This is a genomic window from Pseudomonas sp. LG1D9 (genome assembly GCF_002949995.1).
GTDB lineage: Bacteria > Pseudomonadota > Gammaproteobacteria > Pseudomonadales > Pseudomonadaceae > Aquipseudomonas > Aquipseudomonas proteolytica.
Window position 1 is genome coordinate 3,404,959 of the sequence record NZ_CP026881.1, and the last position, 20,933, is coordinate 3,425,891.

General features: G+C 63.3%; 14 protein-coding genes. 10 read left to right on the top strand and 4 right to left on the bottom strand.

Annotation, left to right across the window (positions count from 1 at the left end; genetic code table 11):
• Window positions 1-57: 57 nt before the first annotated feature.
• Entirely contained in the window at window positions 58-2,019 is a 1,962-nt protein-coding gene (locus tag C5F71_RS16010) for a methyl-accepting chemotaxis protein (RefSeq protein WP_104911499.1), read from the bottom strand.
• A gap of 55 nt (window positions 2,020-2,074) precedes the next feature.
• Window positions 2,075-3,745 (bottom strand): PleD family two-component system response regulator, encoded by a 1,671-nt coding sequence (locus C5F71_RS16015; RefSeq protein ID WP_029297642.1) that lies wholly within the window; start codon window positions 3,743-3,745, stop codon window positions 2,075-2,077.
• A gap of 274 nt (window positions 3,746-4,019) precedes the next feature.
• On the opposite strand from C5F71_RS16015, the gene C5F71_RS16020 reads away from it, so the two are divergent.
• The 4 genes from C5F71_RS16020 (at window position 4,020) to speA (ending at window position 8,423) form a co-directional block, all read left to right on the top strand.
• Window positions 4,020-5,087 (top strand): DUF2333 family protein, encoded by a 1,068-nt coding sequence (locus C5F71_RS16020; RefSeq protein WP_029297639.1) that lies wholly within the window; start codon window positions 4,020-4,022, stop codon window positions 5,085-5,087.
• 3 nt (window positions 5,088-5,090) lie between these two features.
• Window positions 5,091-5,627: an NUDIX hydrolase gene (locus C5F71_RS16025; protein WP_104911500.1), complete on the top strand. Its 537-nt coding sequence runs from the start codon at window positions 5,091-5,093 to the stop codon at window positions 5,625-5,627.
• A 314-nt stretch (window positions 5,628-5,941) separates the two neighbouring features.
• On the top strand, window positions 5,942-6,313 hold the full coding sequence (locus C5F71_RS16030; RefSeq protein WP_029297635.1) for a translation initiation factor Sui1: 372 nt from the start codon (window positions 5,942-5,944) through the stop codon (window positions 6,311-6,313).
• A gap of 196 nt (window positions 6,314-6,509) precedes the next feature.
• A complete protein-coding gene (gene speA / locus C5F71_RS16035) occupies window positions 6,510-8,423 on the top strand; it encodes an arginine decarboxylase (protein ID WP_029297633.1) in 1,914 nt (637 codons plus the stop codon).
• 384 nt (window positions 8,424-8,807) lie between these two features.
• On the opposite strand, the gene C5F71_RS16040 is transcribed toward speA, so the two are convergent.
• Window positions 8,808-10,151, bottom strand: a complete 1,344-nt coding sequence (locus C5F71_RS16040) for an MATE family efflux transporter (protein ID WP_104911501.1) — start codon at window positions 10,149-10,151, stop codon at window positions 8,808-8,810.
• 274 nt (window positions 10,152-10,425) lie between these two features.
• On the opposite strand from C5F71_RS16040, the gene C5F71_RS16045 reads away from it, so the two are divergent.
• Window positions 10,426-15,327 carry an alpha-2-macroglobulin gene (locus tag C5F71_RS16045; protein ID WP_104911502.1) on the top strand — a complete coding sequence of 1,634 codons (4,902 nt, stop codon included), beginning with the start codon at window positions 10,426-10,428 and terminating at the stop codon, window positions 15,325-15,327.
• Window positions 15,328-15,489: 162 nt separating this feature from the next.
• On the opposite strand, the gene C5F71_RS16050 is transcribed toward C5F71_RS16045, so the two are convergent.
• Window positions 15,490-15,783: a hypothetical protein gene (locus tag C5F71_RS16050; RefSeq protein ID WP_029297627.1), complete on the bottom strand. Its 294-nt coding sequence runs from the start codon at window positions 15,781-15,783 to the stop codon at window positions 15,490-15,492.
• A 99-nt stretch (window positions 15,784-15,882) separates the two neighbouring features.
• Between C5F71_RS16050 and pbpC the strand changes: the two genes are divergently transcribed.
• The 5 genes from pbpC (at window position 15,883) to C5F71_RS16075 (ending at window position 20,650) form a co-directional block, all read left to right on the top strand.
• The gene (gene pbpC, locus C5F71_RS16055; RefSeq protein WP_104911503.1) at window positions 15,883-18,213 is read left to right on the top strand and encodes a peptidoglycan glycosyltransferase PbpC; all 2,331 of its coding nucleotides are present in this window, start codon (window positions 15,883-15,885) and stop codon (window positions 18,211-18,213) included.
• A 156-nt stretch (window positions 18,214-18,369) separates the two neighbouring features.
• A complete protein-coding gene (locus C5F71_RS16060) occupies window positions 18,370-18,678 on the top strand; it encodes a MazG-like family protein (protein WP_092233183.1) in 309 nt (102 codons plus the stop codon).
• On the top strand, window positions 18,671-19,420 hold the full coding sequence (locus tag C5F71_RS16065) for a methyltransferase (RefSeq protein ID WP_029297621.1): 750 nt from the start codon (window positions 18,671-18,673) through the stop codon (window positions 19,418-19,420). The genes C5F71_RS16060 and C5F71_RS16065 overlap by 8 nt, the downstream gene beginning before the upstream one ends.
• Window positions 19,421-19,444: 24 nt before the next feature.
• A complete protein-coding gene (locus C5F71_RS16070) occupies window positions 19,445-20,047 on the top strand; it encodes a DUF4136 domain-containing protein (RefSeq protein WP_029297619.1) in 603 nt (200 codons plus the stop codon).
• Between the two features lie 45 nt (window positions 20,048-20,092).
• Window positions 20,093-20,650, top strand: coding sequence for a DUF4136 domain-containing protein (locus C5F71_RS16075; protein ID WP_092233185.1), 558 nt, complete (start codon window positions 20,093-20,095; stop codon window positions 20,648-20,650).
• Window positions 20,651-20,933 lie beyond the last annotated feature (283 nt).

Genomic DNA, 20,933 nt, shown 5'->3' on the forward strand with positions numbered 1-20,933 from the left:
CCGCTATCGCAGGCAAGCCAGCTCCCACATTTGATCTTCATGGGGCGGGAGATGGCGTCAGACGCGGAAGGCCTGCACGGCCGTGTTGAGCTGCCCGCCGAGCACCAACAAATGCTCGCCCTGGCTGCGGCCCTGGCCAATGCGCAGCAGGTTGTCCTCGCCCAACTGGTGGATGCGTTCGCTGTTATCACGGATCTCACTGACGGCGCCGCTCTGCTGCGCCGTGACATCGGCAATGCGGATGGCCGTGTCGGAAATGGTCTGGATCGCGTTGACGATTTCGTCCAGCGCGCCGTCGGCGGCCTGGGCTTGTTGAGCGGTTGCTTCGGCATGTTCGACCTGGGCGCGCATGCCCTCCACCGACTGCCTTGCTGCGGTCTGCAGGCCGGCGATCAGGGTCTGGATTTCGGCGGTGGCGCCTGCGGTGCGCTGGGCCAGGGAACGCACTTCGTCGGCGACCACGGCAAACCCGCGGCCGGCCTCACCGGCGCGGGCGGCTTCGATGGCGGCATTGAGCGCCAGCAGGTTGGTCTGGTCGGCAATCGAGCGGATCACCGTCAGCACGCTGCCAATGGTGGCGGACTCTTCGGCGAGTTTTTCGATCATCTGCGCATTGTCCTGCACCTCGCCCACCAGTGCGTGCAGGCCGGTCAGGCTCAAGCCGATCACCCGTTGGCCATGCTCCACGGCGTCGCCGGCGCTGCGGCTGGCCCCGGCGGCCTGGCTGGCGTCGCCGGCGACCTGCTGGATCGTGGCTTCCAGTTCGCCCAACGAATCGCGGATTTGCGCAGTGTCCCCGGCCTGGCGTTCGGCGCCGTCATGCAGGCCGCCGCTCAGTTCGGCCAGGGCGCGGCTGCTACCGGCCACTTCCTCTGCGTTGGCGCGGATAGTGCCCACCAGGTTCACCAGGTAAGCCCGCAGGCGATTGAGCGAGGCTTCAATATCATGCAGTTCGCGGTTGGTCGCACCCAGGGCGATCGGTTGGCTGAAATCGCCCTCGGCCCAGGTCGACAGGGCCGGCGCCAGGCTGGTGAGCACGCGCGCCAGGCGTCGTTGCAGGGTGTCGATGAGCAGGGCGATCAACAGGATCAGGCCAATCATCACGCCTTGGATCACCCGCACCTCGCCCTGGATCTTGCCGTGCTGGGCACGCACCTCGGGCTCCAGCGCGGCGATGGCTTGCTGCACGGTGTCGATTTTCAGGTGCGTGGCAGCGGCCAGTTCTGCGCGCTTATGGATTTGCTCACGGGTACGCGCAAGCTCTGCCGGGTAGCGTGTGAGCAGGCTGTTGAGTTCGCGTTTGAGATTGACGCCGGTGTCTTCGGCGGTGGCGGTTTCGCTGCTTTCCAGGCCCATCAACGCAGAAAAGTCATCGCTGTTGGAGGCACTGCTGGCAGTCACGCCCAGTAGTGGCAGTTGCTCAAGCAGGTCAGCCTGGCTGCGGATATTGGTCAGTTCACGTTCCACGTCGGCGGCCAATTCACTGCGCCCGCTGCTCACCAGTTTGTCCCGCGCCAGGGACAGCTTGGCCAGGTGCTGCGAGGCCGCCAGCAGCGGCGGCAGATAACGCCCTGCATCGGCTGAGTTGACGCCCATGGCGTACTGGCTCAGTTGCTCCAGGTTGGCCCCCAGTTCCCGCTCGGCTTGCAGCAGCAAGGCTTGTGGGTCGCCGGCCAGTTTGCCGGCGGCCAGCAGGTCGGTCTTGCTGAAGCCGTCGAGGTCGAGCAGGCCGGGCTGCAGTTTTTCGGTCAGCTCAGGCGGCAATTCATCCAGGTGCAGCAACAGGTTTTCCAGGCTCTGGCCGGCCGCGCTCAGGCGCAAGGCGTCGCCGCTGGCCAGATAGTCGTCGATATTGCGCGCGGTCTGGTTCTGGAACGCCTGGGACAGGCCCAGATAACGCTCCATCAATAGATAAGGGCGTTCGAGGGCCCGTTGCGACCACCAGAGCGTAGCGCCCAGGGCCAGGCAAACGGCGACCAGCAGAAGGGTGTTCAGATTCGTCAGCAGCTTCAGGCGCATGCGTGGTTTCAACCAACGGCAGAAGGAGTAAGTGCCTGAAGTTATTGCGTTTTCGTTACAGGGTTATGACGGACTGAGTGGAATCTGGTGAAAAAGTGGCACTTTGCCTTGATTCGCCCGAAGCATGCACCCGATTACGCCCGGCGTCCTTGGCGCGGTACAGCGCTTCGTCGGCCTGGGCGGCCATCATCAGGCTGTCGGAGCCGTCGCATAGCTGCACCACGCCGGCGCTGAAGGTGCACCATAAATCCTGGGGCTGGGCCGGGTAATGGATTTCGGCAAAGCGCCCACGGATCTCATCGAGCACTTTGCAGGCGGCGTCCAGGTCGGTGTCGGGCATGACAATGGCAAATTCTTCGCCGCCGTACCGGCCGATATAGTCGGTCTTGCGCAGGCGCTGCTTGAGAAACAGCGCCAGGCTTTTGATCACGCGGTCGCCCATGGGGTGGCCGTGGCTGTCGTTGACCCGCTTGAAGTGGTCAATGTCGAGCATGGCAAAGCTCAGCGGCTTGTTCTCGCGGCGCGAGCGGAAGCTGCAGTCTTCCAGCAGTTGCAGGATGTGGGTGTGGTTGTACAGGCCGGTCAGGCTGTCGCGCACCATCCGTGCCTTGAGATGACGGGCGCGTGCCGCGCGGTTGCGCACGGTAGTGATCAGGTGGCGCGGCTTGATCGGCTTGGTGAGGAAGTCGTCGCCGCCTTCGCTCATGGCGTCCAGCTGTTTATCCAGGTCGTCTTCGGCCGACAGGTAAATGATCGGCACGCTGACATAGCGGTCGTTGTGGCGAATCACCTTGGCCAGCTCGGTGCCGGTGCAGGCTGGCATGTACATGTCGAGGATGATCAGGTCGGGCTGGAAATCCGCCAGTTCGGCCATGGCCTGGATCGGTTCGATCAAGGTGCGGGTGACGATCCCGGCGCTGTTGAGCAAGCGTTCGGTGTGCATCGCCTGGGCGCGGGAGTCGTCGATGATCAGCACTTTATAAGGTTCGTACTGGGCGACGCAGGTCAGGACTTCGATTTTTTCCAGCAGGCTGGAGGCTTCCAGGGTGCCGGTGAGGAACTCCTGGCCCCCGGCGCGCACGGCGGCCAGGCGGGTGGGGGTGTCGGTTTCGTGCAGGCTGAAGAACAGCAGCGGCAGTTTCTGCTCCAGGCCTTCCTGGGCTTCGGCGGCCAGCTTCAGGCCCAGGCCGGTGCCGCAGAAGTCCACGTCCATCACAATCGCGGCCGGCAGGCGTTCGGCCATGGACGAACGGAAGGCCGCCACGCTGTCCAGGGACTGCGCGCTCAAGCCAAAGAATTCCAGTTGCTTGGCCAGGCGCTCGGCGCGGTCGTGATCGGCCAGCATCACGTAGATGGGCTTGCGCATCGGCGGCAGGAAGGTCTGGTCCAACTGATCGCCCTGGCGCAGGCCGGTACGGGACAGGCGCTGCATCAAGCGGTTGAGGTCGGTGATCAGGTTGCTGCTCAGGCGGCCGCGGTTTTCATCCACGGCTTTAAGCGACTCGATGATGTGCCGGGCCAGTTGGCCATGCTCGGGTTGCTCAAAGCGCTCGGCAAAACGCAGCAGGCGCAGATTGGCCTCGCTGAGCTCGTTCAATTCGGCGTTCGACCATTCGCTGCGCTGCAAACGCTGCCAGATCTCAAGAATTTGACGCGCCTGATGAATTACCCGCTGGGCAAAGTGGTGCTTGAGACGCTCACGGCTGGGGTCTTCTGGCTCGGTCATATCCTGACTACTAGGTAAGGGTGCATGCTGAGGTCGACTGGTGGCTCTATGCTAGCACCTCTTTTCATTCGCACGAGTGTCATACGTCAATTAACTGCAACGTCCAGATGATTCATTTGCTGACTGTTGGGTCGCGTAGGCGCATCAGCGCCCATCCTTTATAGTTGAGTGCCAGCTTTACGCCACCTTGATTAAAAGCCCCGCACAGACGGGCACGATGGGGTAGGGTTGTGGTCGTAGCTATTGAACTCAAGTGACTGAAAGGATATCCGCCATGCTGGACTGGAAAAACCGTGCAGGCAGCGCCCCAGGCCCAAGCCCTGCGCCCAAGTCGGCCTCCCGCAGCTATTTTCGCAATTTGCTGATGAGTCGTGCCCTGCTGACCCTGGTTGTAATTTACCTGTTGGTCACCGGTGGCCTGGGTTGGTATTGGAGCCAGGAGCCGGCGCTGTTCCCGGTCCAGCAAAACGCGCAAATTGCCGCCGAAAAAGATGGCAAGCAAATGGTGATCGGCTTTACCACCGTCGAAACCGTCAAGACCGTGGTGGGCACCCTGCTGAACAAGCCGGGTGGCTATATCTCCAACGACCGCTTCCCGCCAGGGTTGTGGATGGACAATATGCCCAGCTGGGAATATGGCGTGCTGGTGCAGGTGCGTGACCTGACCCGCGCCCTGCGCAAGGATTTCGCCCGCTCGCAATCGCAATCGGCTGAAGACGCCGACCTGGCCAAGGCCGAGCCGCGCTTCAACTTCGATAACAAGAGCTGGGTGCTGCCTTCCAGTGAATCGGAGTACCAGGAAGGCATCAACTCCCTGAACCGCTACCAAGCGCGCCTGTCCGACCCCAACCAGAAAGGCGCCCTGTTCTATGCGCGTGCCGACAACCTGAACAACTGGCTGGGCGACGTCGCCACTCGCCTGGGTTCGTTGTCGCAGCGCCTGTCGGCCAGTGTGGGCCGGGTCAAGCTCAACACCGCGTTGAAAACCGAAGCGCTGGCGCCGGGCGAAGTGCCGCAGGTCGATGAAGAAGTGGTGGAAACCCCATGGATGCAGATCGACAACGTGTTCTATGAAGCCCGTGGCCAGGCGTGGGCCCTGTCCCACCTGTTGCGCGCCATCGAAGTCGACTTTGCCGACGTATTGGCCAAGAAAAACGCCACCGTCAGCGTACGCCAGATCATTCGTGAGCTGGAGGCGTCGCAGGAAACCCTGTGGAGCCCGATGATCCTCAACGGCAGCGGCTATGGCGTATTGGCCAACCACTCGTTGGTGATGGCCAACTACATCTCCCGCGCCAACGCCGCGGTGATCGACTTGCGTCAACTGCTGAACCAGGGTTGAGTCGTGGTCGATAGCGCCAAGGAGGTCGCGCACCGCGCGGCCTCGGATGCCGAACATATCGCCTGGGTCGACGAGCAGGACAACCTGCTCGGCGCCCTGGTGCGCGCCGACCTGCGTGAACGCGGGCTGATCGGGCGCGGTACCTACATCATGCTATTCAACTCAAAGGGCGAGTTGTGCGTGCACCGGCGCACCCTGAGCAAAGCCATCTATCCCGGTTACTGGGACGTGGCGGCAGGCGGGATGGTGGCGGCTGGCGAATCCTATGAGCAGTCGGCAGCCCGTGAGCTGGAAGAAGAGTTGGGCGTCAGTGGTGTTGAATTGACCGCCCACGACCACTTTTTTTTCGAGGATACGGGCAACCGGCTCTGGTGCTCGGCGTTCTCGGCGGTCTGGGATGGACCGCTGCAGCTGCAGCCCGAAGAGGTGCTGGAAGCGCGCTTTATGAGCATCGAGGCGGTGCTTGAGGATATCGAGCGAAAGCCCTATTGCCCCGACTCCCTGGCCGCATTAAAACGCTATCTGGCCGCGCGTCGCTAAAGTTGCATAAATTGGCGCCATTTGGCTCTTAGCAATCAGGCTTTTTGCCGTTACACTGCGCGACTTTTCAAGCCGAACCGCCACCGCGTCTCCCCGGCCCCTGTAGGAGCGAGCTTGCTCGCGAAAAAACCAATGTCACCGCGTGCTGCCTGAATGCCCGCGTTATCGTTGACGATTTTCGCGAGCAAGCTCGCTCCTACAGGGGCGGGGAGGGCTGAGCGGTTCGGTAGCGCTGCCCCTGCCTGAGTGGGGCTTCGCGGTCAGCCGCCCATTGCGGGCACTGACCAGTCTTCATCCTCCCAAGAGGATTGCCGGTGGCCAAAAAAGCCGCATCCTTCGCCGCCCTTGGTGGCCTGGTGTTTTCCACCGACGCAGGTCGGCATTGCCCGGACTGTCGCCAGCCCGTGGACGCCTGTACCTGCAAACAGACCCTGATTCCCGAAGGTGACGGCATTGCCCGCGTGCGCCGCGAGAGCAAGGGCCGTGGCGGCAAGACGGTGACCACCATCACCGGCGTGCCCCTGGCCGCCGAGCCACTCAAGGAGTTGGCCACCGTGCTGAAGAAGCGCTGTGGCACCGGTGGTGCCCTGAAAGACGGGATCATCGAAATCCAGGGCGATCACGTCGAGTTGCTGTTGGCCGAGTTGATCAAGCTCGGATACAAGGCGAAGAAATCCGGCGGCTAGCAGCCTCTGTGAAACCCGCACCGACGAGCGTGCTCGTCGTCTCCATGGTTTCACAGAGCCTGTTCCTGACCGGTGTCTAAACTCTGTCCTGCAAGTGGGGTCTACCCCTCTCACAGGCAAATCGTCATTTTCACTCTTTAGACTGCGCCAGCCTCTGACTTGGGTGGCGCTCTTCGACTTTATATAGGGGACTTCGATGTCCGTACGACGCACACGCAAAGACGATGGCAGCCAATGGACAGTTGCGGACAGCCGCAGTGTTTACGGGATTCGCCATTGGGGGGCCGGATATTTCGCGATCAATGATGCCGGTCGCGTTGAAGTCCGTCCGAACGGCCCGAACAGCTCGCCCATCGATTTGTACGAGCAAGTGGACGAGCTGCGCAAAAGCGGCCTGTCCCTGCCATTGCTGGTGCGCTTCCCGGATATCCTGCAAGACCGCGTGCGCCAGCTGACCGGTGCCTTCGACGCGAACATCGAGCGCCTGGAATACCAGAGCAAATACACCGCGCTGTACCCGATCAAGGTCAACCAGCAGGAAGCGGTGATCGAGAACATCATCGCCACCCAGGACGTGTCCATCGGCCTGGAAGCCGGCTCCAAGCCCGAGCTGCTGGCCGTGCTGGCCCTGGCACCGAAGGGCGGCACCATCGTCTGCAACGGTTACAAGGACCGTGAGTTCATCCGCCTGGCGCTGATGGGCCAGAAGCTGGGCCACAACGTGTTCATCGTGATCGAGAAAGAGTCCGAAGTGGGCCTGGTCATCGAAGAAGCCGCCAACCTCAAGGTCAAGCCACAGGTCGGCCTGCGGGTGCGCCTGTCGTCCCTGGCGTCGAGCAAGTGGGCAGACACCGGTGGTGAGAAGTCCAAGTTCGGCCTGTCGGCGGCGCAGCTGCTGTCGGTGGTCGAGCGCTTCCGCGCCGCGGGCCTGGACCAGGGCATCCGCCTGCTGCACTTTCACATGGGCTCGCAGATCGCCAACCTGGCGGACTACCAGCATGGTTTCAAGGAAGCCATCCGTTACTACGGCGAGCTGCGCAACCTCGGCCTGCCGGTGGACCACATCGACGTCGGTGGCGGCCTGGGCGTGGACTACGACGGTACCCACTCGCGCAACGCCAGTTCGATCAACTACGACATGGACGACTACGCCGGCGTGGTGGTGGGCATGCTCAAGGAATTCTGCGATGCGCAGAACCTGCCGCACCCCAACATCTTCTCCGAGAGCGGCCGCTCCCTGACTGCCCACCACGCCATGCTGGTGGTGCAGGTGACCGACGTCGAGAAACACAACGACGACGTGCCGGTGATCGAGAACAAGGAAAGCCTGCCCGAAACCGTGCAATGGCTGGTCGACCTGCTGGGCCCGACCGACATTGAAATGGTCACCGAAACCTACTGGCGCGCCACCCACTACATGAGCGACGTGGCCGCCCAGTACGCCGACGGCAAGCTGACCCTCGCGGAAAAAGCCCTGGCCGAACAGTGCTACTTCGCCGTGTGCCGTCGCCTGCACAACTCGCTCAAGGCCCGCCAGCGCTCGCACCGCCAGGTGCTGGACGAACTCAACGACAAGCTGGCCGACAAGTACATCTGCAACTTCTCGGTATTCCAGAGCTTGCCGGACACCTGGGCCATCGGCCAGGTCCTGCCGATCCTGCCGCTGCACCGCCTCGACGAAGAGCCGCTGCGCCGTGCGGTGCTGCAGGACCTGACTTGCGACTCCGACGGCAAGATCAAGCAATACGTCGACGAGCAGAGCATCGAGACCAGCCTGCCGGTACATGGCTTGAACGAAGGCGAAGACTACCTGCTGGGGATCTTCCTGGTGGGCGCCTACCAGGAAATCCTCGGGGACATGCACAACCTGTTCGGTGACACCGACTCGGTGAACATCTACCAGCGTGACGATGGCACGGTGTACAGCGCCGGGATCGAGACCCACGACACCATCGAAGACATGCTGCGCTACGTGCACTTGTCGCCGGAGGAGTTGATGACCCACTACCGTGACAAGTGCGCCAGCGCGAAGATCACGGCGGCCGAGCGCACCCAGTTCCTGGATGCGCTGCGCCTGGGCCTGACCCGCTCGTCCTACCTGTCCTCCTAAGACCGGCAGGCAGCGATCCAAACGGTGGGAGCCCGCTTGTGTAGGAGCGGGCTTGCCCGCGAAAGCAGTGGATCAGTCAATACAGGTGCTGACTGATCTGCCGTCATCGCGGCACAGGTATCTACACAATTTTGCTGCATCGCATAAACCCAGGCAGATAGGGCTGTTGTGGCGAGCGGGCTTGTCGGAACGCCGCATCGCCCGCGCTGGGCGGCGAAGCAGCCCCAATAAGCCGAATGCGTTGTACCAGATACGCCGCAGCGGCTGGTTTTGGGGCTGCTTCGCCGCCCAGCGCGGGGCAAGCCCGCTCGCCACAGGGAAGATCGTCAGTTTCTGAAAGTTGTGTAGATACCTAGGGTCATCGCGGGCAAGCCCACTCCCACACTAGTTGGCGCCCAGCCAAAGCCCTTGCCGATTCAGCCGCCAGGCAATCGCCCACAACGTCAAACTGCGCACCGCCATGAACAGCAGGAACGTTATCCACAGCCCGTGGTTACCCAACCCCTGCAACGCCCAGGCAACTGGCAGCATCATCAGCACCGTCAGCAACATGCCATTGCGCATCTCCCGCGCGCGGGTCGCGCCAATAAACAAACCATCCAGCAGATAACTCCACACCGCAATCAACGGCAGTACCGCCAGGTACGGCAGGTAGATATCGGCGGTTGCGCGCACGCTGGGGATATCGGTTTGCATGGCGATAAACAAGTGGCCGGCGAAGGTGAACAGCAGCACAAAGCCGAGACTGGCGATCAGCGACCAGCCGCAGGCGACTACCAGCGAGCGGCGCAATGCCTGGCGATCATGGGCGCCGATGGCGTGGCCGCAGAGTGCCTCCACTGCGTGGGCGAGGCCATCCAGCGCATGGGCCGTCAGCAAGAGCCCGTTGAGCAGCAGGGCATTGGCCGCGACCGTGGCATCGCCCAGCCGAGCGCCTTGCACCGTGATCATGAAAAACACCGATTGCAGCGCCAGGCTGCGAATGAAAATGTCGCGGTTGACCGCCAGCAGCGCGCGCCAGCTTTGCCAGACCTTGAGCGCCGCCCAGGCAATATGCCCGGGGTAGGCGCGCAGGGCTTTTTGCGTGAGGGCCAGGCCGAGCAGGGCGCCGGTCCATTCGGCAATCACCGAGGCCCGTGCCGAACCGACCACGCCCCAGTCCAGGCCCAGCACAAACCACAGGTTCAGGGCGATGTTCACCAGGTTGGTGGTCAAAAGAATCGCCAGCGGCGCCCGGGCGTTTTGCGTGCCGAGGAACCAGCCCACCAGCGCATAAGTGGCCAACGCCGCAGGTAACCCGAACAGGCGGGTGTGGAAAAACTCGCGGGTCAGTTGATTCAACTCGGCCGAAGGCTGCATCCATTCCAGCGCCAGATGGCTCAGGGGAATGCCCACCGTGCCCAGCACCATGGCCAACCCCAGCGCCAACAGCAGGCCTTGCAACAGGATTTGCCGCAGCGCCGCGCCATCATTGCGCCCGGCCGCCTGGGCGGCGAACCCGGTGGTGCCCATGCGCAGAAACCCCATGGCCCAGGCCAGGAAGGTATACAGACTGGCCCCCACGGCCACCGCGCCCAACTGGTGCGCGTGGGGCAGGTGGCCGATGACCATGCTGTCCACCAAGGCCACCAGCGGCACCGAGATATTCGACAGAATCATCGGCGCGGCCAGGGCCCAGACACGGCGATGGGTGGGGCGGTGACGCCAGTCGGTGAGTAAGGTGGACATTCGGGCTCCTTGGGGGAGCGGCATTGTAACTGGCCCTCAACAGCGGCGCAGATCCAAATGTGGGAGCGGGCTTGCTCGCGAATGCGGTGGATCAGTCAACCTATATATTGGCTGATCCACCGCATTCGCGAGCAAGCCCACAGGGGATTTTCTACGCTTTTGAGGTAGCCGAGAACCAAACCGCCCTCCGTCGGTCAATGTGAGCAGCGCCACAGCCACTTGGCTGGCACTGATATATAGTTCACCCCTCAGACACCCCGACAACGAGTGCCCCATGCTTAACAAAGGATTGTTCCTGGCCTGTGCGCTGGCCCTGCTGAGCGCCTGCGATTCTTCCGATAAACCGGCTGCACCCACTGCCCCTGCGGCGGCGGTGACGGCGCCAAAGCCGGCCAAGGCCGCGGTGGATGTGGCGACGCTCAAGCAGCGTTATGCCGGCCGTGAGTTAAGCGTGGTGGACGTGTCTGAGGTGCAACTGGATGGCGCCAGCACCTTGTCGGTGAGTTTTTCAATCCCGCTGGATCCCGAGCAGAAGTTCGCCGACAAACTGCACCTGGTGGACAGCAAGTCTGGCAAGGTCGACGGTGCCTGGGAGCTTTCCGACAACCTGATGGAACTGCGCCTGCGTCACCTGGAGCCCCAGCGCAAGCTGGTGCTGACCGTGGACGCCGGGCTGCGTGGGGTCAACGACGCCAAGCTCGCCGCTGAATACACGGCACGCCTGGAAACCCGCGACCTGCAAGCCACCGTCGGCTTCGCCAGCCGTGGCACCCTGTTGCCCACTCGTCTGGCCGAAGGCCTGCCGGTGATCGCGTTGAATGTCGACAAGATCGACGTCGAATTCTTCCGCATCAAACCCGAGTCGCTGCCGGCGTTCCTCGCCCAGTGGGGCCGCAATACCAGCCTGCAAAGCTACGAATCCCGTGAACTGTTGCCCATGGCCGACCTGGTCTACGGCGGCCGCTTCGACCTCAATCCTGCGCGCAATACCCGCGAAACCCTGTTGTTGCCCATCGCCGGCCTCAAGCAGCTGCAACAGCCGGGCGTGTACCTGGCGGTGATGCGTGCTTCGGGCACCTACAACTATTCGCAACCGGCCACGTTGTTCACCCTCAGTGATATCGGCCTGTCGGTACACCGTTACGCCAACCGCCTGGATGTGTTCACCCAGGCTCTGGAGGGCGGCAAGGCGCTGGATGGCGTCGAGCTGGAAATCCTCGATGCCGAAGGCCGCGTGTTGGGCCAGGGCAAGACCGAGAAGGGTGGCCACGCTGAACTGCCGCTGCCGAAAAAGGCCCAGGTATTGCTCGCCAAACAGGGCGAGCAGACCAGCCTGTTGCGCCTCGACAGCGCAGCCCTGGACCTGGCCGAGTTCGATATCGGCGGCCAGCCCGCGCACCCCCTGCAATTCTTTGTGTTCGGCCCGCGCGACCTGTACCGCCCTGGCGAAACCGTGCTGCTCAATGCCTTGCTGCGCGACAAGGACGGGAATGCCGTCAAGCCGCAACCGGTGAGTGTTGAAGTACGCCGCCCGGATGAGCAGGTCAGCCGCAAATTCGTGTGGGATGCCGATGCCTCCGGCCTCTATCAATACCAACTGCAACTGGCCGGCGAAGCGCCGACCGGGCGCTGGCAACTGGTGTTCGACCTGGGTGACGGCAAGCCGCAACTGTACGAATTCCTCGTCGAAGACTTCCTGCCCGAGCGCCTGGCCCTGGAGCTCAAGGGCAGCGATACACCGCTTAGTCCTGCGGACAATGCGGTTATCCAGGTCAATGGCCGCTACCTCTACGGCGCCCCTGCGGCGGGCAATCGCCTGAGCGGGCAAGTGTATGTGCGGCCGTTGCGCGAGGCGGTCAAGTCGCTGCCCGGTTATGAGTTTGGCTCGGTGACTGAAGAAGAACTGAGCCAGGATTTTGAACTGGATGAAAGCGTGCTCGACGCCAAGGGCGAGGAAAAACTCACCCTGGAAAGCAAGTGGAGCGAGGCCAAGTCACCGCTGCAACTGATCGTCCAGGCCAGCCTGCAAGAGTCCGGCGGGCGCCCGATCACCCGGCGCCTGGTGCAGCCGGTCTGGCCTGCCGAGCAACTGCCCGGCCTGCGTGGCCTGTTCGATGGCAAGGAAACCAATGGCGACGGCCCCGCGGAGTTTGAAGTGCTGCTGGCCAACCAGCAGGGCCAGAAACTCGCGGTCGACAACCTCAAGGTCCGCCTGGTTCGCGAGCGCCGCGACTACTACTGGAACTACTCGGACAACGATGGCTGGAGCTATCACTACAACGAGAAATTCCTCAACCTCGATGAGCAGACCGTCAACATCAAGGCCGGCGACACGGCCAAGGTCAGCTTCCAGGTGGAGTGGGGCCCGTACCGCGTCGAAGTCGAAGACCCGCAGACCGGCCTGATCAGCAGCAAGCGCTTCTGGGCCGGTTACCAGGCCCAGGACAACACCGAAGGCGGCGCCGTGCGCCCCGATCAGGTCAAGCTGGCGCTGGACAAACCGGCGTATGGCGATGGCGATACGGCCAACGTCACCGTCACCCCGCCGGCGGCTGGTAAAGGCTACCTGTTGGTGGAGTCCAGCGAAGGCCCGCTGTGGTGGCAAGAGATCGACGTGCCGGCCGAAGGCAAGAGCTTTGCGGTGAAACTCGACCCGAAATGGTCGCGCCATGACCTGTATGTGAGTGCGCTGGTGATTCGCCCGGGTGAGCGCAAGGCCAACATCACGCCTAAACGCGCCGTGGGCTTGCTGCATCTGCCGTTGGATCGTACACAGCGCAAACTGGGCCTGACCCTGACCGCGCCGGAAAAAATGCGCCCCAAACAGCCACTGACGGTCAAGGTCGCGGCAAAAAATGCCGATGGCAGCGTGCCCAAACAGGTGCATGTGCTGGTGGCAGCGGTGGACGTGGGTATCCTTAACATCACCGAATACCCAACCCCGGATCCGTACTCCAGCCTGTTTGGCCGCAAGGCCTACGGTGTGGACCAGTTCGATATCTATGGGCAGTTGATCGAAGCCGGCCAGGGCCGCCTGGCCAGCCTGGCCTTTGGTGGTGACGCGGCGCTGGCCAAGGGCGGCAAGCGCCCGGACACCAGCGTCACTATCGTCGCTTTGCAAAGCGCGCCGGTGACCTTGAACGACAAAGGCGAGGGCGAAGTCAGCGTCAATATCCCTGACTTCAACGGCGAACTGCGTCTGATGGCCCAGGCCTGGAGTGACGACCGCTACGGCATGGCCGAGGCCAAGACCGTGATCGCCGCGCCCTTGATTGCCGAACTGTCGGCCCCACGCTTCCTCGCCGGCGGCGACCAGACGCGCCTGGCACTGGACCTGTCCAACCTGTCGGGCAAGGCACAGAAGCTGGATGTGCAACTGACCGCCGAAGGTCAACTGACCCTGCTGGGCGAGCCATCGCACAGCGTGCAACTGACCGAGGGCCAGCGCACCACCTTGCAGATTCCGGTGCGCGCGCTGGGTGGCTTCGGCCAGGGCAAAGTCAAGGTCACGGTCAATGGCCTGGACCTGCCGGGCGAGAACCTGCCGGCGTTTACCCGCGAATGGACATTGGGCGTGCGCCCGGCTTATCCGGCGTTGCTCAAGCAATACCGTGCGGTGCTCAAGGATGAAGCCTGGAGCTTGCCGGATGCGGAGCTGGCCTTGTTTGAACCCGCCGGGCGTGAGGCGCTGTTGAGTCTGTCGAGCCGGCCACCGTTGAACCTTGGCGAGCAGATTCGTGCACTCAAGGCCTACCCATACGGTTGCCTGGAGCAAACCGCCAGCGGCCTGTATCCGTCGCTGTATGCCGATGCCACCGTGCTGGCGCGCCTGGGTTTGACCGGTGAGCCGGATGCCGAGCGCAAGCGCAAGATCGAACTGGGTATCGAACGCCTATTGGGCATGCAGCGCTACAACGGCAGCTTTGGTTTGTGGGGCGCCGATGGCGAGGAAGAGTACTGGCTGACGGCTTACGTCACCGACTTCCTGCTGCGCGCCCGCGACCAGGGCTTTGCGGTACCGCCTGAAGCGCTGAAGAAGGCCAGCGAACGCCTGCTGCGCTACGTGCAGGAACGCAACCTGATCGAAGTCGACTACAGCGACAACGCCGACCACACACGCTTCGCCGTGCAGGCCTATGCCGGCCTGGTGCTGTCACGTACCCAGCAGGCACCGTTGGGTGCCTTGCGCAGCCTGTTCGAGCGCCGCAGCGATGCGCGTTCGGGCCTGCCGCTGGTGCAGTTGGCGATTGCCTTGCAGAAGATGGGCGATCAGCCGCGTGCCGACCAGGCGCTGCTGGCGGGTCTTGCCGTACAGCGCAAGGCCAATGAATGGCTGGCCGACTACGGCAGCCCGCTGCGTGACCAGGCGATGATCCTGGCCTTGCTCGAAGAAAACGACCTGGCCAAGGGCAAGCGTGAAGAGCGCCTGTTCGAGCTGTCGGACCAGATGGCGGCCAGCCCATGGTTGTCGACCCAGGAGCGCAACTCGCTGTTCCTCGCCGGCCGTGGCTTGCTGGGCAAGCCGGAAACCAACTGGACTGCCCAGTTGAGCAGCGGCGGCGAAACCCGCGAGCTGAACAATGGCCAGTCCGGCCTGAAGCTGGAAGGGCCGTTGCTGGCCTCCCCGCTGACCTTGCGCAACCCAGGCAGCGAGCCGATTTACCAGCAACTGAGCATTTCCGGTTATCCACAGCAGGCGCCAGCGGCGGGCGGTGAAAACCTGAGCATCCGCCGCGAATACCTGGGGATGAATGGCCAGCCGCTGAACCTGCAAAGCCTGCGCAGCGGTGACCTGGTGCTGGTGCATATTGCGGTCAGCGCCAAGAAGCAACGGGTACCGGATGCATTGGTTGTCGATCTGCTGCCGGCTGGCCTGGAGCTGGAGAACCAGAACCTGGGGCAAAGCGCTGCCAGCCTGGAAAACGCCAGCAGCCAGGTCAAGGAGTGGCGTGAGTCGATGCAGAATGCGTCGATCAAGCATCAGGAGTATCGCGATGATCGTTACGTGGCAGCGCTGAACCTGGACGGCTACGGCACCACGCACCTGCTGTACCTGGCTCGCGCGGTCACACCTGGGACATATCGCGTACCGCCACCGCAAGTGGAGTCGATGTACCGGCCGAACTGGCAGGCAGTGGGGGAAACCCCGGCGGATATGGTGATCAAGGGGCGTTAAGCGCCCCACCTGTGGGAGCAGGCTCTATCTTTAATGTGGGAGCGGGCTTGTGTGGGAGCGGGCTTGCTCGCGAAAGCGGTGTGTCAGTCGCTGAATGAATCGGCTGAAAAATCGCTTTCGCGAGCAAGCCCCACACAAGCCTTTCCTCCATAGGCTGTGTATTTAATGCACAACCCAACTGAGCAGCCACAGCCCCAGCAGCAACCAGATAATCCCCATGATGATCGAGGCCCGCATAAATGCCCGGACTGCCGAGTACAGCAGCATCAGGCCAATGATCAGGGTGATGATGCTGATGATCGAGGTATCCATGCCCAGGGTGCGGGACAGGCCATCGATAAAATTGCCACCGGCATTGGTCAGGGCGCCGAACAGTCCGCTGAGCCCGTCGACGATAAAGCGGATGACCGAACCGAGCGCCTGGCCCAGCCATTCGAAAAAGCTTTCTACCTGCATATGAGTTTCCTGATGAAAGGGTGGGCGTATCTGCCGGACCTGAGCCTTTGGTCGCCAATCCCTTGGGCGAGTTCCCTTGAAGCATAGAGGTTTGCCCGTTTGAATTTGCGAATAGTTGCACGCGCTACCCTGGGTAGCCTGCTGGTGGTGACAGCCCTGCTTTGGCTGGCCGACCGCCTCTGGCCGTTGCCGCTGCCCAAGGACGACCTGGCCCGCGTGGTGCTGGCCGAAGATGGCACGCCGCTCTGGCGTTTCGCGGATGCCAACGGCGTATGGCGTTACCCGGTCGCCACCGGTGAAGTCTCGCCGTATTACCTCGATGCGCTGCTGACCTACGAAGACCGTTGGTTCTACCAACACCCCGGCGTCAACCCGCTGGCCCTGGTGCGGGCGACCTGGCAGAACCTCTCCGGGGCGCGGGTGGTGTCCGGCGGCAGCACCTTGTCGATGCAAGTGGCGCGCCTGCTCGATCCCCATTCGCGCACCTTGCCGGGCAAGTTTCGCCAGCTGTGGCGCACGGCGCAGTTGGAGTGGCACCTGTCCAAGGATCAAATCCTCAACCTGTACCTCAATCGCGCGCCCTTCGGTGGCACCTTGCAGGGGGTGGCAGCAGCCAGTTGGGCGTACCTGGGCAAGTCTCCACAGCACCTGACCCACGCCGAAGCGGCCTTGCTCGCGGTGCTGCCCCAGGCGCCGAGCCGCCTGCGCCCGGATCGCCACCCGCAGCGCGCCCAGGAGGCGCGGGACAAAGTGCTGCGGCGCCTGGCCGAGTTTCAGGTCTGGCCGCAGTCGGCGGTCGACGAGGCCCTGGAAGAACCCCTGTTGCTGGCGCCGCGCCTGGAACCCAGCCTGGCGCCGCTGCTGGCGCGCCGCCTGAACCGTCCTGACAGCCCGCCGCTGATTCGCACCACGATCGACGCGACCCTGCAACGCCGTCTCGAAGACCTGCTGCTGGGCTGGCGCGCACGCCTGCCGGAGCACACCTCGGCGGCCATCCTCGTGGTCGAGGAAGAAAGCATGGCCGTGCGCGCCTACCTGGGTTCGGTGGACATCAACGATGCACGGCGCTTTGGCCATGTGGACATGATCAGCGCCCTGCGCTCGCCGGGCTCGACCCTCAAACCCTTCCTGTATGGCATGGCCCTGGACGCGGGGCTGATTCATTCCGAATCGCTGCTGCAGGATGTGCCGCGGCGCTACGGCGATTACCGGCCGGGCAATTTCTCCATGGGCTTTACCGGTGCGGTGCCGGCCAGTACGGCGCTCTCCAGCTCATTGAACCTGCCGGCGGTGCAACTGCTGGAAGCCTACGGGCCCAAGCGCTTTGCCGGGGAGATGCGCATCGGCGGCATGCCCCTGGCGTTGCCGGCGCTGGCTGAACCGAACCTGGCGTTGATCCTCGGCGGTGCCGGCAGCCGCCTGGAGGACCTGGTCGGCGGCTACAGCGCGTTGGCCCGTGACGGCAAGAGCGCCGCGATCCGCTTGCAGCCGGGGGATGCGCTCAAGGAGCGTCCGCTGTTATCGCCAGGTTCGGCGTGGATCGTGCGGCGCATCCTCAGTGGCCAGGCACGGCCGGATCGTGATCCCCGGGCCGAGTTGGTACAGCGTCCGGTGCTGGCCTGGAAGACCGGCACCAGCTACGGCTTTCGCGATGCCTGGGCCATCGGGGTCGGGCCACGCTACTTGATTGGAGTGTGGATCGGCCGCCCGGACGGCACCCCGGTGCCGGGCCAGTTTGGGCTGGCCTCGGCGGCGCCGTTGATGCTGCAAGTGCACGATGTGCTGACCAATCGCGACAGCCAGCGCGGCATTACCGCGCCCGTCAAAGCCGTGCCGATGAACGTCGGCGTGGCGGCGATCTGTTGGCCCCTGGGCCAGCCCATGGGGCGTAGCGACCCCAATTGCCGGCGCCAGCGCTTTGCCTGGACGCTGGACAACACCACGCCGCCGACCTTGCAGGCACTGGATCAGCCGTTGGGTGTCGGCTTGATGGAAACCATATGGGTCAACGCCAAAGGCTTGCGCGTGGCCGCCAGTTGTCCGGGCGCGGTATCGCGGGATATTGCACTGTGGCCGGCACCGTTGGAGCCGTGGCTGCCGAAGATCGAGCGGCGTGACGCTCGCATCCCCGCGCCAGACCCGGATTGCCCGCCACCGGCGTTGGCGGCGTCGTCGCCGTTGTCGGTGGTGGGCGTGCGGGAGGGAGATCAACTGCGCTTGCCGGCGGGCAGCCAGCAGCAGTTGCGCTTGAAGCTATCGGCGTTGGGCGGCAGTGGGCGGCGCTGGTGGTTCCTTAACGGGGCGCCGCTGGGCGACAGTGCCAACCAGGACAGTATCAATGCCAGCCTGGAGCAGTTGGGGCGCTATCAACTGAGTGTGCTCGATGAGGCGGGGCAGACGGCCCGGGTTGAGTTCAGCGTGGTTGATTAGATCGCTATCGCAGGCAAGCCAGCTCCCACAGTTTGATTTTTGAATACCGTCAAATGTGGGCGCTGGCTTGCCAGCAATGGCGGCCTTGAGCGCGCCGCAAATTTATTTGCCATCCCCGCCCTTGAGCCCGAAGCTATACCCCTTCAGGAGCCCCCCATGAATCTCGAACACCTTACCGAACGCATGCATCGCATCCGCGATAACAACGACTGGAAACAGTTCCACAGCCCGAAAAACCTGGCCATGGCCGCCAGTGTCGAAATGGCTGAACTGGTAGAAATCTTCCAGTGGTTGAGCGAAGACCAATCCCGCCAGTTACCCGCCGACAAACTCGCCCACGCCGGCCAGGAAGTGGGTGACATCGTGCTCTATCTCCTGCTGCTGTGCGGTGAGCTGGGCCTGGATATGAACCAGGTGGTAAGCGCCAAGCTGGCTGACAACGAGCGGCGGTTTGCCCATGAGTGATCGTCATTTCGACCAGTTGGCCACGCGATTTGCCGAGAAGATCTACGGCGGTGCCAAGGGCGCGATTCGCCTGGCCGTGTTGCAGGCCGACCTGATCGAGGCCCTGCCGGATCGCCCCTTGCGCGTGCTGGATATCGGCGCAGGCCTGGGCCATATGTCGCTGTGGCTGGCCGAGCGCGGGCATCAGGTGACGTTGGCCGAACCCGCCGAGCCGATGCTTGAAGGCGCCCGCCAGCGATTCGCCGAGGCGGGGCAGACTGCAACGTTCATCCAGGCACCGTGGCAGGAGCTGTTGGGTCAGCTCACCGAACCCTATGACCTGGTGCTGTGCCACGCCGTGCTGGAATGGCTGGCCGAACCCCACGCGATCCTGCCGGTGCTGCACCAGTTGACGACGCCGGGCGGCTGGTTGTCCCTGGCGTTCTATAACCGTGATGCGTTGATTTATCGCAACTTGCTCAAGGGCCACTTTCGCAAGATGCGCAAGAACGACATGGCCGGCGAAAAACAGAGCCTGACCCCGCAACAGCCCCTGGACCCGCGTGAACTGGCGGCGCAACTTGAAGGCCTGTGGCAGGTCGAAAGCCAGAGCGGGGTACGGGTATTTCACGACTACATGCCGGTGGAGTTCCAGGCCCGCGCCGATTTGCAGGACTTGTTGGAGATGGAACTCGCTCACCGTCGTCACCCAAGCTTTGCCGGACTTGGGCGTTATTTGCACTGGATCTGCCGTCCGGTTTAAGCGGCCCAGTCTGCGGAGATCGAAATGAAGCGCTGTGCATTGATCCTGCTGTGCCTGGGGCTGGGTGCCTGCTCCAGCAACAACCCGTATGTTGCGGCGTCCAAGCCCATGCCGCCGGCGCCTGCCCAGGCCGCCAACACCTTTGACGCCAGCGCCTACCCGGCGCCGGTGCGCGACTATGGCGCCTACCGCAACTGGGCCTGGCGCAACGGCCAATTGCCGGCGGGCTCGGCCTGGGCCGATCCTGCGCAGATCGCCGAAGCCGTCAGCGGTGCCCTCGACCAGCGCGGCCTGCGCCCGGTACATGACCAGCGTGCGCCGGACTTGCTGGTCAGCGCCGACGTGCACCTGGAAAAGCGCCTGCGCCAGGTGCAGGACGATTATGGCTATGGCTACGGTGGCTACAATCGTTATGGCAACGGCTACGGCATGTACAACTCGGTGCCGATTGTGCGCACCTATGAAGTGCAGGTCGTGGTGGTGCGCGTCAACCTGTTCGACGCCCGCACGGGCCAGCCGGTGTGGAGCGCCAGCGCCGAAACGGGCAGCCAGGGCAGCTTGAGTGAACGTGGTGATGCCTTGCGCCAGGCTGTGCAGAAGGCGATGACGGCGTATCCTCCGAGTTAACAGCTATTCTCATCTCAGGTTCGGTTTGCCCTTTGGAGAACTACCATGTTGCGTCGTATCGCTTTGCTCGCTTTTGCCGTGCTGCTGGGCGGTTGCCAGACCCATCAGGTCAACCACGACTTTGACGCCAGCCGCGACTTTGGTGCCTACCGTAGCTGGGCCTGGAAAGATCCGGCGTTGCAGTACCGACCTGACGATCCGCGGATCAAGAGTGACCTTACCGAACAGCGCATCCGCCAGGCGGTGGCCGACCAGCTCGACCAACGCGGCCTGCGCCCGGCCGCCCCCGGGGCCAAGGCTGACGTGAACGTGCAGGCCTACCTGATCGTCGAAGATCGCCAGCAACAAGTCACCACCAACTACGGCGGCGCCTGGGGTGGCCCGTGGAATGGCTATTGGGGCGCGCCGATGTACAACGAAACGCGCAACGTCACCTATAAGGTCGCCACCCTCCAGATCGACCTGCTCGACGGCAAGGACGGCAAGCTGGTGTGGCGCGGCAGCGATGAACAGATGATGAGCAGCTCCCCCAGCCCCCAAGACCGCAGCGCGGCGATCCGGGCGACGGTGACCAAGGTGCTGTCCAACTACCCGCCACGGTAAGTCGTACTCGGTCCGAACAGGCGCGGGCTTTCTGTGGCGAGCGGGCTTGCCCCGCGCTGGGCTGCGAAGCAGCCCCAGTGAACCGAATGCGGTGTATCAGGTTCTCCGTGGCGTCTGGTTTTGGGGCTGCTGCGCAGCCCAGCGCGGGGCAAGCCCGCTCGCCACAAAGGGTTGGTGGGCCTTGAGGGTTCCGTCAGTCGCCAAAGTGGCAACTTGCCAGCGCACCTCCCAAGCCTTGTCTACACTGGTGTTCATTACAGGAGAGTAAGCGCTCGGCAGTTCG

Coding starts and splice junctions, on each gene's coding strand:
- C5F71_RS16010 (WP_104911499.1), bottom strand. CDS start 2,019: ATGCGCCTGAAGCTGCTGACGAATCTGAACACCCTTCTGCTGGTCGCC.
- C5F71_RS16050 (WP_029297627.1), bottom strand. CDS start 15,783: ATGCAGGTAGAAAGCTTTTTCGAATGGCTGGGCCAGGCGCTCGGTTCG.
- C5F71_RS16060 (WP_092233183.1), top strand. CDS start 18,370: ATGAATCTCGAACACCTTACCGAACGCATGCATCGCATCCGCGATAAC.
- C5F71_RS16075 (WP_092233185.1), top strand. CDS start 20,093: ATGTTGCGTCGTATCGCTTTGCTCGCTTTTGCCGTGCTGCTGGGCGGT.
- C5F71_RS16015 (WP_029297642.1), bottom strand. CDS start 3,745: ATGACCGAGCCAGAAGACCCCAGCCGTGAGCGTCTCAAGCACCACTTT.
- C5F71_RS16040 (WP_104911501.1), bottom strand. CDS start 10,151: ATGTCCACCTTACTCACCGACTGGCGTCACCGCCCCACCCATCGCCGT.
- C5F71_RS16070 (WP_029297619.1), top strand. CDS start 19,445: ATGAAGCGCTGTGCATTGATCCTGCTGTGCCTGGGGCTGGGTGCCTGC.
- C5F71_RS16065 (WP_029297621.1), top strand. CDS start 18,671: ATGAGTGATCGTCATTTCGACCAGTTGGCCACGCGATTTGCCGAGAAG.
- speA (WP_029297633.1), top strand. CDS start 6,510: ATGTCCGTACGACGCACACGCAAAGACGATGGCAGCCAATGGACAGTT.
- C5F71_RS16045 (WP_104911502.1), top strand. CDS start 10,426: ATGCTTAACAAAGGATTGTTCCTGGCCTGTGCGCTGGCCCTGCTGAGC.
- C5F71_RS16020 (WP_029297639.1), top strand. CDS start 4,020: ATGCTGGACTGGAAAAACCGTGCAGGCAGCGCCCCAGGCCCAAGCCCT.